Below are 12,811 nucleotides of genomic sequence, written 5' to 3'. Positions count from 1 at the left end.
GATTCATTGTATGAACATAGACAAATACACAGTTAAAGCACGTGAGGCATTGCAGGAAGCTGCCTCGCTTGCCGAACAGGATAATCACAGTCAGATTGAGCCGGTACATCTGCTCTATAAACTCTTGGATCAAGAGGAAGGCATTGTACCGCCGCTCATTGAGAAGATCGGCGCATCGACGGATCAAATCCTCGATTCGCTCGATTCTATTTTGGATAAAAAGCCGCGGGTAACCGGAGACTCTGCGCAAGTCTATATGTCGCCGGTTTTAACCAAGCTCTGCGCTCAGGCGGAAAAGATTGCGTCTTCGTTAAAGGATGAATACGTTTCTACGGAGCATATTCTCCTTGCGCTTACCAAAAGCGATGATGAAACGGGTGAACTGCTCCGCTCTCATGGCGTTACCTACGATGCGGCGCTGAGAGCCTTAAAGGAGGTGCGGGGAAATCAGCGGGTTACCAGCGAAGACCCCGAAGCGACGTTTAACAGCCTTGAAAAATACTGCCGCGACTTAACGGAGCTTGCTCGGGAAGAAAAAATCGATCCCGTTATCGGACGCGATGAAGAAATCCGGCGGGTAATGCAGGTACTGTCGCGCCGCACTAAGAACAACCCCGTATTGATCGGTGAGCCGGGTGTCGGTAAAACCGCCATTGTCGAAGGGCTTGCACGCCGGATTGTGTCCGGTGATGTGCCGGACAGTTTGCGCGGTAAGCGTTTGTTATCGCTTGACCTCGGCGCCTTGGTTGCCGGCGCTAAGTTCCGCGGTGAATTTGAAGAGCGGCTCAAGTCGGTTATCTCCGAGGTGCAAAAAGCCGAGGGCAGCATCATCCTTTTTATCGATGAGCTGCATACCCTTGTCGGCGCCGGTGCGAGCGAAGGGGCGATGGACGCTTCCAACCTCTTAAAACCTGCCTTGGCGCGCGGTGAGCTGCGGGCTATCGGGGCTACCACCTTGGACGAGTACCGCAAGTATATCGAAAAGGACAGCGCCCTTGAGCGCCGCTTCCAGCAGGTGTACTGCGCTGAACCGAACGTAGAGGATACTATCGCCATTTTGCGCGGCTTGCAGGAAAAGTACGAGGTACATCACGGCGTCCGCATTAAGGACGAGGCGCTGATCGCGGCGGCGGTGCTTTCCAACCGCTATATTACCAACCGCTTTTTGCCCGATAAGGCAATCGACCTTGTGGACGAGGCAGCCAGCAGACTCAAGATGGAAATCGAAAGCCAGCCGGTTGAACTTGATCAGGTTGAGCGCAAAATTCTCCAGATGAATATCGAAAAGGTGTCGCTTTCCAAAGAGACGGACGCGGCGTCAAAGGAGCGGTTGGAAAAGCTGGAACAGGAGCTGTCCGACTTAACCGAAAAGCGGAACGTGATGCAGGCACAGTGGCAGAACGAAAAGACCCGCATCAACGAATCGCGGAAGTATAAGGAAGAGCTTGAACAGCTGCGCCGCGAAGAAACGCAGTTTACGCGCGACGGTAATTTGGATAAGGCTGCCGAGCTGAAATACGGCCGCATTCCGGAGCTGGAAAAAAAGATTGCCGCCGTTACTGCGGAGCTTGCCAAAAAAGCAGGCAGCAGTGGGCAGCTTCTCCGCGAGGAGGTTTCCGAAGAGGATATCGCCAAAATCGTTTCGATGTGGACGGGTATCCCCGTTGCAAAGATGCTTGCAAGCGAACAGCAGAAGTACCTCGACCTTGAATCCGTACTGCAAAAGCGGGTTGTCGGGCAGGATCAGGCGGTGCAGGCTGTTGCCGATGCCATTAGACGGAATAGGGCTGGTCTTTCCGACCCGAACCGCCCGCTCGGCAGCTTCCTTTGTATCGGCCCCACCGGCGTGGGTAAAACCGAACTGGCGCGCACCCTTGCAGACTTCCTCTTTAACGATGACCGGGCGCTTACCCGTATCGACATGAGCGAATACATGGAAAAGCATTCGGTGAGCCGCTTAATCGGAGCGCCGCCCGGCTACGTGGGCTATGACGAAGGCGGGCAGCTAACCGAAGCAGTGCGCCGCCGTCCGTACAGCGTGGTGCTCTTTGACGAAATAGAAAAAGCGCATCCGGATGTGTTCAACGTATTCTTGCAGATACTGGATGACGGGCGGCTGACGGACGGGCAAGGCAGGGTAATCGACTTCCGCAACACGATTATCATTATGACGAGCAACCTCGGCTCCGAGCTGATTTTGGCGGCGGACACTCCGGAAGAAATGACCGCGCAGATTAAAGACCTGCTCAAGCAGCATTTCCGCCCTGAGTTTTTAAACCGTATCGACGAGCTTTTAACCTTCGGACGGCTCGGCAAAGAGCATATCCGCAAGATTGTCGACATTCAGCTACAGGCTGTTTCCGCACGGCTTGAAGCGCGCCGCCTCCATTTGATTGTAACGGATGCCGCAAAGGACTTCCTCGCGGATATCGGCTACGATCCTTTGTACGGTGCACGTCCCTTAAAGCGGGCTATCCAGACTGAGCTTGAAAACAAACTTGCCAAAGAGCTGCTTTCGGGCGCCTTCGCCGGTAAAACCGACATTACGGTAGATGCCGGAAAAGGCGGATTGACGTTTAAAGCCTAGGTAGGTAATTCATAATTAAGAATGCATAATTCTTAATTATGAATTAAGAGAAAGCCGTTTTGCGTTGGAGAAATCCAGCGTAAAACGGCTTTTTTACACACCTATGGCTTTTACAGGGGCGTGTATATACTTCAAAGTTTTAAAAGGGCACCTCTAAAAACCCGAATTTTAGGCTCTTTTTCTTAGGTAGGCCGCTCTTTTAATAAAGTTCGCTCATCTTTTTAGTTAGTTTATTTTTCATTGTACCCATATTTCCATATCGTTTTTGCATCAGGTACTTTATCTTTTATTCCTAATCCTAAAAATCTCATAAATGATAATCGATCATTGATTTGATATTCTGGAGTGTTCATCGCTTATATTCCTTAAAATTCAGCAGCCGAACAAAATATCAATTTTTTGAGGATGCTGAATTGGTACGCGATAGCGTACATACAATGATCGACGTTTGCGGAACGCAAACTCGGCAGCGTTTTTAGACAATGCTATCTGCATTGTCTAAAATAAGCGCTGATGAAGGTACACGGCTGGAAATTATGAAAAAGCCGCATGTAGCGGATTGTGAGAAAACACTTGCGCGTACAGGCTATATCCACATTGCGTTTTCCGTCGGAAGCAAAGATGCGGTTGATGCCTTAACTGAAAGGCTTAAAAAGGCAGGCTTTGAAGTTGTAAGCGGGCCGCGGACAACCGGAGATGGATACTATGAAAGTTGTATTGTCGCCATTGAAGATAATCAAATTGAAATCACGGTGTAATCTGGTATATGTTAACGGCATTGAATATCAAGATTACGGTAGCATAATCCATGAGTATTTTATCCTCAATCATCACTGTGTAAGACTATTAAGAACAGCCTGATGTGTGTACCCGAAGCAACCGTTTGGCATCTTGACTTAAAATGCCTTTGTCATAAAATATCGGTATGAAACATATCTATACGAAAATGCTGCCATTTATGGCGGCGCTGATTGTTATTTCCTGCGGAAGCTGCTCAAGTAAAGACGAAATCAAGCCGCTTACTGAAGGAGGTTCTATGAAGTTGACAAGCACGGCTTTTGCCGACGGCGAAAAAATGCCCCAAGAATTTGCAAAACTCGGAGCGAATCACATTCCTCCGCTCGAAATCGACGGTGTACCGGAGGGTACAAAGAGCCTTGCGATTATCGTGCACGATCCGGATGCACCGCTCCCGGGCGGATTTTATCATTGGACGCTGTGGAACATTCCGCCGCAAACAACGTCGATCGGAGAAGGTAATGTACCGCCGGATGCCGTTGAAGGCGAAACGAGCTGGGGTACGAGCGGCTACAACGGACCTCAACCGCCGTTCGGTACGCACCGCTATATTTTTTATCTCTATGCGCTCGATATGAATCTGAGTCTTCCGGCGGGCAGCAGCGTAAAAGAGCTTAAGGCCGCGATTAAGGGACACGCAATCGAAGCTTCTTCACTTACGGGTGTGTTCGGTGCTAAGGATAATCCCTAACCAAAGCAGTCCGCACTATCTTACCGCACCATTCAAAAAAGTTACCGCAGATATTATACAATCCTTCTCAAATATCGAATCAGTGTCATTTAATCTGGCTTGAAAATCTCAATTTACGCGGCAGCTATAAACCGGTGATCATGGACTACATAGGAACGAACTATCCTGATTTGCTGCCGCTCTATCAAAGTATATATGTTGACGGAGACCGCAGTTATTGGGAACTGCTTGATGCGAAACTACAAGCCTTTACCGCGGACATCGGACATGACTATGTAACAAATGATGATAGTATGAACCGTCCCTTTGATGCACCGCCTGTTGTTGTCAATTATTTCTATCATGAGCAAATCAAAAAATCGGCGTGGAGAAAACACCTTGCAATCGGCTCTACTGTTTGAATAGCAGAATTGCGGTACTGTAACCGGTTGTCGGTTGCAGTCAATTCGTGGAATTTTACACCTGCATCATGTCCAGCGTCAGCGGTAATAGCAGAATACGCTTCTTTATCCAATCGCCGCTTCTACCGACTTAACAGCCTTTTCTAAAATAGACTTGCTTTCATTCCGTAAAGTCTCGCTTTCAATTAGCAGCTTGCTTATTTGCTCCTGTTTTTCTTTTGCGATAATCGGAATTATTACATTTTCTATTTCACTCTTTTTCCAATGATTAATAATTGAACCGCCTGCGTCCTTTTCCGCTTGCATTTTTACCGCTACGGAATTTAACACCAATGCCAGATAATCAGGTAGCACTCTCTTATCTTTAACATCAAGGTGTAGTATGGCAGATGATGTAATAATATCTTCGCTTTTATTCATCTTGTAGGCTATGCCGACAGTCCCGTCTTTGGATAAAAGTATCGTATCTTTTTTTGGTCTGATGCAATCTTTAAATTCGTTTTCCGACAGATAAATATTCGTATCAGTTAAACCGAATTTCGTTAAATCCTGTACTCTTATAAATGGTGTACCTTTTGTCTGATAGCTTTCGCTCCCCGGCTCAATCGACTTTTTGATTGTAACAAGATTAGATAATTTATCACAGTTGTTGTCCGACAGTTTTTCAAATAGCCTGTCATATTTTTCTTGATAGTATTCGCTATCCAATCTTCCGCTCACGGCGAATGTATCTTTAAGATTTTTAACAGTATAATTTGCAGATTTCAGATTATCAAACAAGCCGATTTCTTCATAAAGTCTGAAGATTGCAAGGTTGATATAGTAGCTCGCTTGCTCGTTATAGTAGACAATTAGTGGCTGCTGGCTGCTGGCTGCTGGCTGCTGGCTGCTGGCTAGGAAATTATGTGCTGCCTGTTCATTTTTGTCAATAGCTATTTCAACACTTTTTGTAGAAATTTCAAGTAATTCTTTTGCTTTTTTTGAGTACTCCATACTCTGCTTGATATAGCTTGCGATTTCGTCTTGGACTTCTTTTTTCACAAGTGGAATTGGCATATTTTTTATAGTTGGTAAATCCGTATTTTGTCTAACACTTGCTTGGGCAATATTTCTGTGCAAATAAAAATCTTTTGCTACATTTTGAATATATGCTCCTACAAAATATGGATTAAATCTTTCATCATTTAACCTTGCTCTAATTGTAAATGAAGCGAATAAATAATTTTCTTGTTCTTTTGTCACCACTCCAATATCACCAACAGTTCCCATCTGAGAAATGATAATATCGTTTTCTTTTGTAAAAAACTTATCCTGCAAGTCTTCTGTATTTTCTATTTCATCGAAGTCTCCTACAATAAAACAATTTTTTAAATTCATTCCTTTAATGTAGGGAATGCTTTTGTTATTTTTGACATATGGACTTGTCGGAACAGTCCCATAGTTAATTAAGCTACAAATATTTTCTAATTTTTCAACGCCTATGTTGTTTATTTTTTCGTCAAATATCTCATATTTAGGCTGGTAATACTCGCTGTCAATTCTTCCTGTTCTTAAAAAGCTTTCTTTCAAAGTTTTGATAGATACTTTTTCATTCGACGGATTGAAATTTTTAAGTCCCAGTTCCGATATGAGAAGATTTTCGGCTTGGGTGTATTTTGTATTTGCCTCTTTTGAAGCATTATTTAAGTCGCTCATTAAATAATTTAGTCTTTTTCTAAATTCATGCGAAAACACAGGAACATATAAAGACCGTATAGCTTTCTTATCAATCGTCAAAGGCACAGTCCCATTTACTTTTCTCTGAATGATATTTTTCCCTACTGTAGAATTCAAAAATAGGTATAAAGTATTTTCATCTATGACATCACCTTTCAACCTAAGCAGAAATAAATTCATTCCCAAAGATATTGGCATATCTAATTTAGGCATTATATATGTTCTACCCGGAGATCCTATTTTATTTATTAAGACTTCCCCTCCAAAAACTTTGCTTTTAGACAAAAATTCATATGTTGATTTAGAAACATATTTCACATTGTCTGAAAAATTATTAGTTTCTAAATCAGTTGTTCTAACCATATAAGCATAATCTTTTTCATCTAATAATTTGAAATTTTGTGCAATGGTTTCATAACTTCCGTTAGAATGAAAATCTGTCAGTACTTTTAATTCTTTCTCAAGCACAGTATGGTTAGTTTTCTTTATTTTCAGATATGAGTTCAGGAATTTTTTAGCAAAAAACTCACTATCTAATCTGTATTTTTCATTATCCTGTGTAAGATTTGATAGTTTTATCTCACTTATCTCTAGCCCGTTTAATAGCTTTGTATACTTTGCACTATCAAACGGGCTTGTCAGAAAAAACTTAAATGCTCTTTTTTTGCAAATTCTGCAAAGGCTTCGGCTATGCCGTCTTCAGTCATTCCATCGTGGTTATATAAATCGTGCTTGACGATTAAGTGTCCGTGCGTATCAAGGATTGGTAATCCGTCTTTATCTTTGACAAAGATTTTATCGCCTGAGTTATCCTTGCTCGGCTCTTGCATTGTGGCAAAAAAGATAGGGTAATCCTCCTTTTTAGGGCAAAGTTTATCATCCCATTTTTGAACGAAAAGCACCGATGTTTTCGTTCCTGTATGGGGTTTGAAAACATTTCCGTGTAAGCCGACAACAGCAAGTATTCTGCAACGCTCCGTTATAAAATCTCTAATGTATTTATCAGATGAATTGTTAAATCTGCCTTGCGGAAGCACAATTGCCATTCTTCCGCCGGGCTTTAGAAAGTTAAGATTCCGTTCAATAAAAAGAATATCCCTACCAACATTTGATTGATATTTGCCTCTTGCATTTTTACCAAGTTCGTATTTAGCGATAATTCTTTGCTCTTTAATATCACCCGCAAAAGGCGGATTAGCCATTAGAATATCAAACTCAAAAGAATAGTTGCTATTTTTAATTGTTCTTAGTTTTTTAAACTTTTTCCATCCCTCATTATACGTATCTGTCCAATCTTCGGTCTTAGTCGTATCCTCCCAGCGTTCATAATCAAGGGTATTAAGATGAAGGACATTTGTCTGTCCGTCTCCTGCGATTAAATTAAGTGTTCTTGCTACCCGCACAGCTTTTTCATCAAAGTCAATCGCAAACACGTTATCATTAACATAATCAGTACATTCAGCAGGCTTTTCCTGACTGGTGAACAAATGACTTTGCTCTATTCCTTTTTCTTTGAGTATTTGTTTCCATACATAAAATATTGTGTGAACAGGAAATCCGCAAGACCCGCTTGCCGGGTCTATCATCGTTTCATCTGCCTTTGGATTGAGCATTTTAACGCACATATCTATTACATATCTTGGAGTAAAGTATTGCCCTTTTTCTCCCTTAGAAGATTTGCTCATCAAATATTCAAAAGCGTCGTCGACAACATCGAGATTGGAATTAAAAAGCTTTACATCTTGAAGAGAAGATACACACACAGACAAATGAGAGGGACTAAGTAAAATTTTAGCGTCTTGTGAAAATACACCGTCCCACTTATTCTTTGCCTTGTCAAACAGCTTTTGTATCTTGTCTTTCAGTTCTGTTTCCGTATCTCCGTAATTTCTAAATTCAAGATGGCGTACCTGATTTCTTCCGCTTTCCATTTCATCATAAAGCTTTGTAAAAATCAGTTTGAAAACTTCTTCAAATACATCGACACCTGCGTTAGCAAGCACCTCGTCTTCCATTTCCAAAATAAGGTCTTTTAGGCTCTTCTTTTCTGTAAGCAACTTATCTTTTGAGATAAGGTCATCTATCGTCCAACGCTCACTTAAAATATCTGACAGTTTCTCATTAAAGGTCGGGATATTCGGTAAATCTTCAAAAAAATTAGGATCTTTCCTGTGATAAAAAGAAATCTGTCCGCCGTTTGTCCATACGCCAATAGGAGCTCCTGTTGCATTGCAGTAGCTCTTTAACTGTTCCTTTCCGTCCTTCAGCTTTGGCTTTTTAAGTTCAACAATAATGTAAGGGCTTGTTGTTGCAAGTTTATCAAAGATAACGATATCCGCTCTTTTCTTCTCCCTCCCAAAAGAAACACTGTATTCGAGTTCCATTTTTTCTTTTGGATAGTTGTATTCATTGATAAGTTTATTGATATAAAGCTGACGGACAAGTTCCTCATCAGTAAGCTTAATATCTTTATCTCTTATCTGGCATTTTACATAATAGACATCATTTCCTTTTTTATCCGTTTTAGTAGTGATTAAGTTTTCTACACTATCTATCTCTGTTTGATTAAACTGCTCAATTTTATAATTGGAATCCGCTACGATTTTTGAAATTATGCCGCTCGTATTACTTTTCTTATCCTTTTTTAACATATTTATCACCTTTTTGATTTAATGTTATAAACTTTAGGGCATCTTCTATTTCGAAGGATGCAAAGCAAATCTATACCTGAGTTTTTTCAGATGTCCATCAATGTATCACAATTACTGAACACCATCAATATTTCTTTATTCGTGCAGGGTTAATGCTCACAGGCCGCATCGTACCAGTTCTTCTATTGCAATCGATGCGGATGGACCACCGATCCCTGTCGAAGTAACACTTACCTTTACACCGTCCAGTACACCAGTGTAGGTAATATATTCACGGTTATCTGCAATCAGCTGTGGAGCCTCAAAATATGCAGCAATTTTCTTACACCGTTTGGGGTCTCCCGGCATAATGACATATCGTCCTACCTCATCGGGACATACCTATATATGATGCTGCCGAGGTTTGTCTTTTGCGTCCATATTCATAGCGGCTCCTCCATTATAAAATCTCGATTCAAAATAGTTTCACCCTGTACCTACTTCTTATTCTAAACAATAACGCAATCTGTTACAATGTACCGGCATTGAACTAATAGAGGCTATTCCATTCATTTACTGGACGTAATGTTATTGATTGCTTATCATAGTGATATATGAATCCCCTTGAGATGAGCGATGTTGTTATACGAACGATAAACGTAAAATCTATTTTCACGAAATCAAATTTACCCGTAGCGGATTATTCCGTTAATCCATACACCGGATGTACACATGTGTGTAAATATTGTTATGCGTCTTTTATGAGAAGGGAGAATATTGATTTATGCTTTCAATATTAGGTGCAGTATTATTTGGAATTATAGCAATTATGACAGTTCTTGTTGCTTGCGGTTTGCCTTTGGGCGAATTTACAATGGGTGGACAACATAAAATCTTACCTAATAAATTGAGAGTTGCGGCAGTCATTTCAGTGGCTATCCAAATTTTTGCAATGATAATTATTTTGCAAGCCGGAGGTTTTATTTCCTTGTGGTTGTCTTTTAAGGCTACTAAATATATTTGTTTCTTCTTTGCCGCTTACCTATCTTTGAATACTATTATGAACATGATTTCAAAAAGTAGAAAAGAAAAATATGTTATGACTCCGCTTTCACTTATTGTTGGAATATGTTTTTGGATAACGGCATTTCAGATGTAGTATGCAAAATGAGGATAATCTACTGCCCTGCTTGACTGCGCCTTTATTCTTCTGGGAACCTCTAAAAGCTGAAGTTTTTAGAGGTTTCCCTTAGATTTAATTTGCGATGTTTTATTTAAGTCGTTGTGAAATAAAGACTTAAATAAAACTCGTCGGGCATCTCTAAAAATCTAACCGAGTTTTTAGAGATGCCCTTCTATCGCCTTAAACAGCGCTTGATACTCTCTTGCATTTTCCGCTAAACAGACACACCAAAATTGCACATTCACTTCCGGATCGGATAAAGGAATTGCGACTTTACCGTGCGGAATGGCATTATTGGTATTCGTAATATTTGTTATGAAAGAAGGCAATTTGCTGGCATATACAATTTCACGCAAAGCCGAAAGCTCGCTTTGTTCCAAAAACACTGCGTCAGGAATTTTTTGTTTACATACCGAATACCAAAAACCGATGGTATTGTGTATCAACAGTTTTTCTCCGGCAAGGTCTTGCAGTTGCAGCTTTTTTCGTTTTGCAAGCTGATGTGAGACCGGCAAGACTACGGAAAGCTCTTCTCGAACAAAGGCTTTACAAATATAGCGTGGCGTTCCGTCAGGCTTTTTTTCTTCAAGCGGGTGGAGCAGTATAATCAGATTGTATGTTCCGTCATCAAGTCCGCGGATAAGTGATGTCTCTGTTTCCTGTAAATCGCTCTGTATTGTTTTACCGGTAAAAACTTTTGATGCGATCGGTGCCAATTCCCACATTGGAGCCGGAGCAATCGAGCCGAAAGAAAAATTGCGCAGTCTGCGGTCTGCTTCTCGAACAGCACCAATCATATCATCATGTGCAGAAACAACAACGTGTGCGTGCTGTGCTGCAAGGACACCTACCTCGGTAAGCGCAATATGATTTTTAGTACGACTAAAAAGCGGTACCCCAAGCTCGGCTTCCAAATTCTGCATAGAGCGGCTTAAAGCAGGCTGAGACGTGTGCACCATCTCTGCCGCTTTAGAAAGCGTTCCGTATTCTGCAAATGCCACAAGCTGCCGCAACTGATAAAGTTCCATAGGTATAGTATATCTCACTATGCACTTCTGATATAGTGCCTTGCAAAACTTTTATTGTACATAGTTTACTCTCTTTGCTATATTGAAAACAGCCAAATACACTAAGGAGGAAAACGATGGATTTTGTGACGTTATCAAACGGTGTAAAGATGCCGGTTCTCGGTTTCGGTGTGTTCCAAATCGATGCAAAAGAAACGGAACAGCGTGTGCTTGATGCAATACGGGCTGGATACCGTTTAATTGATACAGCCCAGTCGTATTTTAATGAAGAAGGCGTTGGGGCTGCGGTGAAAAAATCTGGTGTTGCACGGGAGGAACTGTTTATTACAAGCAAGGTATGGATTGAACACTACGGGTATGATGCGTGCCGAGCGTCCGTCCTTAAATCACTGGCAAAGATGCAGCTTGACTATATCGATCTTATGCTGCTGCATCAACCTTTTAACGACTACTACGGTGCGTGGCGGGCGTTGGAAGATTTATATGACGAAGGTAAAATAAGAGCAATCGGTGTGTCGAATTTTTATCCTGACCGTTTGGTGGATATAGCTTCGTTTTCCCGGATTCGTCCTATGGTGAATCAAGTAGAAACACATCCTCTTCATCAGCAAATTGAAGCGCATAAATGGATGGAGAAGTACAACATTGTACATGAAGCATGGGCTCCGTTCGGTGAGGGGCGCGGAGGACTTTTTGAAAATCCGGTACTGAAAGAAATCGGTGCAGTATATGGTAAGACGACTGCGCAGGTAATGTTGCGGTGGCTTTTGCAGCGGAATATTGTCGTACTTGCAAAATCGGCGCGGGTGGAACGTATGGCAGAAAATATTGCAGTATTCGATTTCCGTTTAAGCGATCAAGATATGCAGCGTATAGCTGCACTGGACAAGGCTGAAAGTTCGTTTTTCTCCCACACAGATCCGAATATGGTAGAATGGTTTGTAAAGATGGTCGAAGAGCGGAAAAAGAAATAATGTATCGGAGGGCCTTGCGGAATCTAAACCATTGGAGGGAAATATAATTTTATCGGAGGTTATAATGATGAAAAGATTTGGTTTAGTGCTATTCGGTTTTGCACTTTGTACGGCAGTTTTGCAAAGGAGTCCGCTATTATGGGCTGGTTATTTAAAGTTCGATAAAAAGCGGTAATATAGTAATATAATGGAGGTGAAAGATGAAGTTCACACAGAAAATGATGGCAGTATTTGCTGTTGCGGCAGTACTTTTAGCGGTGGGTGTCCCTGCTTGTGCTGTTCCGGGTAGTTCCGCAAATACTACGGTCAATGCGAAAAAAGTACTGGTGGTCTATTATTCGGCAACCGGTACAACAGAACGTTTAGCAAAGATTATTGCACAGGAGACGAAAGCTGATACGTTTGTAATAAGACCGAAACAGCCTTACACATCGGCAGATTTGAATTGGAATAATAAAAACAGCCGTGTTGTTCAAGAACATGAAATGGGTGTTGACAAAGTGTCTGTAACGCTTGAGTCAACAACAGTCCCGAATTTTGAAAGCTATGACACCGTTTTTATCGGTTATCCGATTTGGTGGCGAGAAGCCTCATGGGTTGTGGATGAGTTTGTCAAAAACAATAATTTTACCGGCAAGAGCGTGGTCACATTTTGTACTTCCATTTCGACCGGTACGGGTGAAAGCCGGAAACGTCTTGAAAAACTTGCCAAAACCGGTAATTGGGTGACAGGTGAACGGTTCCCCAGCAGCTTTAGCGAGGTAAGTGTAAAGGCATGGCTGAAAGGTTTAGGTTTTTAAGGT

Annotated in this window: 10 protein-coding genes and 3 pseudogenes; 8 read left to right on the top strand and 5 right to left on the bottom strand. The window is 41.9% G+C overall.

Annotated elements, in window-relative coordinates:
• The first annotated feature begins 10 nt into the window (after window positions 1-10).
• A complete protein-coding gene (gene clpB, locus HMPREF1222_RS09350) occupies window positions 11-2,587 on the top strand; it encodes an ATP-dependent chaperone ClpB (RefSeq protein ID WP_016519188.1) in 2,577 nt (858 codons plus the stop codon).
• Between the two features lie 248 nt (window positions 2,588-2,835).
• On the opposite strand, the pseudogene HMPREF1222_RS09345 reads toward clpB, so the two are convergent.
• Window positions 2,836-2,928: pseudogene (locus HMPREF1222_RS09345) on the bottom strand (transposase); the annotation flags it as partial.
• Between the two features lie 162 nt (window positions 2,929-3,090).
• Between HMPREF1222_RS09345 and HMPREF1222_RS09340 the strand changes: the two are divergent.
• The 3 genes and pseudogenes from HMPREF1222_RS09340 to HMPREF1222_RS09330 all read left to right on the top strand — a co-directional run.
• Window positions 3,091-3,345: pseudogene (locus HMPREF1222_RS09340) on the top strand (VOC family protein); the annotation flags it as partial.
• Between the two features lie 167 nt (window positions 3,346-3,512).
• On the top strand, window positions 3,513-4,076 hold the full coding sequence (locus tag HMPREF1222_RS09335) for a YbhB/YbcL family Raf kinase inhibitor-like protein (protein WP_051122505.1): 564 nt from the start codon (window positions 3,513-3,515) through the stop codon (window positions 4,074-4,076).
• 140 nt (window positions 4,077-4,216) lie between these two features.
• Window positions 4,217-4,477 carry a hypothetical protein gene (locus HMPREF1222_RS09330; RefSeq protein ID WP_006188906.1) on the top strand — a complete coding sequence of 87 codons (261 nt, stop codon included), beginning with the start codon at window positions 4,217-4,219 and terminating at the stop codon, window positions 4,475-4,477.
• Window positions 4,478-4,582: 105 nt separating this feature from the next.
• Here HMPREF1222_RS09330 and HMPREF1222_RS12575 read toward each other — a convergent pair whose 3' ends face one another.
• The 3 genes from HMPREF1222_RS12575 to HMPREF1222_RS09315 form a co-directional block, all read right to left on the bottom strand.
• On the bottom strand, window positions 4,583-6,661 hold the full coding sequence (locus HMPREF1222_RS12575) for a restriction endonuclease subunit S (protein WP_016519184.1): 2,079 nt from the start codon (window positions 6,659-6,661) through the stop codon (window positions 4,583-4,585).
• 170 nt (window positions 6,662-6,831) lie between these two features.
• Window positions 6,832-8,844, bottom strand: coding sequence for a type I restriction-modification system subunit M (locus tag HMPREF1222_RS09320; RefSeq protein ID WP_006188639.1), 2,013 nt, complete (start codon window positions 8,842-8,844; stop codon window positions 6,832-6,834).
• Between the two features lie 156 nt (window positions 8,845-9,000).
• Complete coding sequence (locus HMPREF1222_RS09315; protein WP_006188638.1) at window positions 9,001-9,192, bottom strand: phosphorylase family protein; 192 nt, start codon at window positions 9,190-9,192, stop codon at window positions 9,001-9,003.
• 260 nt (window positions 9,193-9,452) lie between these two features.
• Between HMPREF1222_RS09315 and HMPREF1222_RS13340 the strand changes: the two are divergent.
• Both HMPREF1222_RS13340 and HMPREF1222_RS09310 read left to right on the top strand, forming a co-directional pair.
• Window positions 9,453-9,593 (top strand): annotated as a pseudogene (locus HMPREF1222_RS13340) (radical SAM protein); the annotation flags it as partial.
• Window positions 9,594-9,607: 14 nt separating this feature from the next.
• The gene (locus HMPREF1222_RS09310) at window positions 9,608-9,982 is read left to right on the top strand and encodes a hypothetical protein (RefSeq protein WP_016519183.1); all 375 of its coding nucleotides are present in this window, start codon (window positions 9,608-9,610) and stop codon (window positions 9,980-9,982) included.
• A gap of 182 nt (window positions 9,983-10,164) precedes the next feature.
• Here the strand turns inward: HMPREF1222_RS09310 and HMPREF1222_RS09305 are convergent, their stop codons facing one another.
• A complete protein-coding gene (locus HMPREF1222_RS09305; protein WP_016519182.1) occupies window positions 10,165-11,034 on the bottom strand; it encodes a LysR family transcriptional regulator in 870 nt (289 codons plus the stop codon).
• A gap of 116 nt (window positions 11,035-11,150) precedes the next feature.
• Between HMPREF1222_RS09305 and HMPREF1222_RS09300 the strand changes: the two genes are divergently transcribed.
• Window positions 11,151-12,008, top strand: coding sequence for an aldo/keto reductase (locus HMPREF1222_RS09300; protein WP_016519181.1), 858 nt, complete (start codon window positions 11,151-11,153; stop codon window positions 12,006-12,008).
• A 200-nt stretch (window positions 12,009-12,208) separates the two neighbouring features.
• Window positions 12,209-12,808, top strand: coding sequence for a flavodoxin (locus HMPREF1222_RS09295; RefSeq protein ID WP_016519180.1), 600 nt, complete (start codon window positions 12,209-12,211; stop codon window positions 12,806-12,808).
• Window positions 12,809-12,811: the final 3 nt, after the last annotated feature.

Source organism: Treponema vincentii F0403, assembly GCF_000412995.1.
Classification (GTDB): Bacteria; Spirochaetota; Spirochaetia; order Treponematales; family Treponemataceae; genus Treponema; species Treponema vincentii.
Note: the sequence above shows the minus strand (reverse complement) of the source record. Positions and strands in the feature narration are given on the sequence as shown.

Coding starts and splice junctions, on each gene's coding strand:
- HMPREF1222_RS09335 (WP_051122505.1), top strand. CDS start 3,513: ATGAAACATATCTATACGAAAATGCTGCCATTTATGGCGGCGCTGATT.
- HMPREF1222_RS09300 (WP_016519181.1), top strand. CDS start 11,151: ATGGATTTTGTGACGTTATCAAACGGTGTAAAGATGCCGGTTCTCGGT.
- HMPREF1222_RS09295 (WP_016519180.1), top strand. CDS start 12,209: ATGAAGTTCACACAGAAAATGATGGCAGTATTTGCTGTTGCGGCAGTA.
- HMPREF1222_RS09310 (WP_016519183.1), top strand. CDS start 9,608: ATGCTTTCAATATTAGGTGCAGTATTATTTGGAATTATAGCAATTATG.
- HMPREF1222_RS09320 (WP_006188639.1), bottom strand. CDS start 8,844: ATGTTAAAAAAGGATAAGAAAAGTAATACGAGCGGCATAATTTCAAAA.
- HMPREF1222_RS09330 (WP_006188906.1), top strand. CDS start 4,217: ATGGACTACATAGGAACGAACTATCCTGATTTGCTGCCGCTCTATCAA.
- HMPREF1222_RS09315 (WP_006188638.1), bottom strand. CDS start 9,192: ATGCCGGGAGACCCCAAACGGTGTAAGAAAATTGCTGCATATTTTGAG.
- clpB (WP_016519188.1), top strand. CDS start 11: ATGAACATAGACAAATACACAGTTAAAGCACGTGAGGCATTGCAGGAA.
- HMPREF1222_RS09305 (WP_016519182.1), bottom strand. CDS start 11,034: ATGGAACTTTATCAGTTGCGGCAGCTTGTGGCATTTGCAGAATACGGA.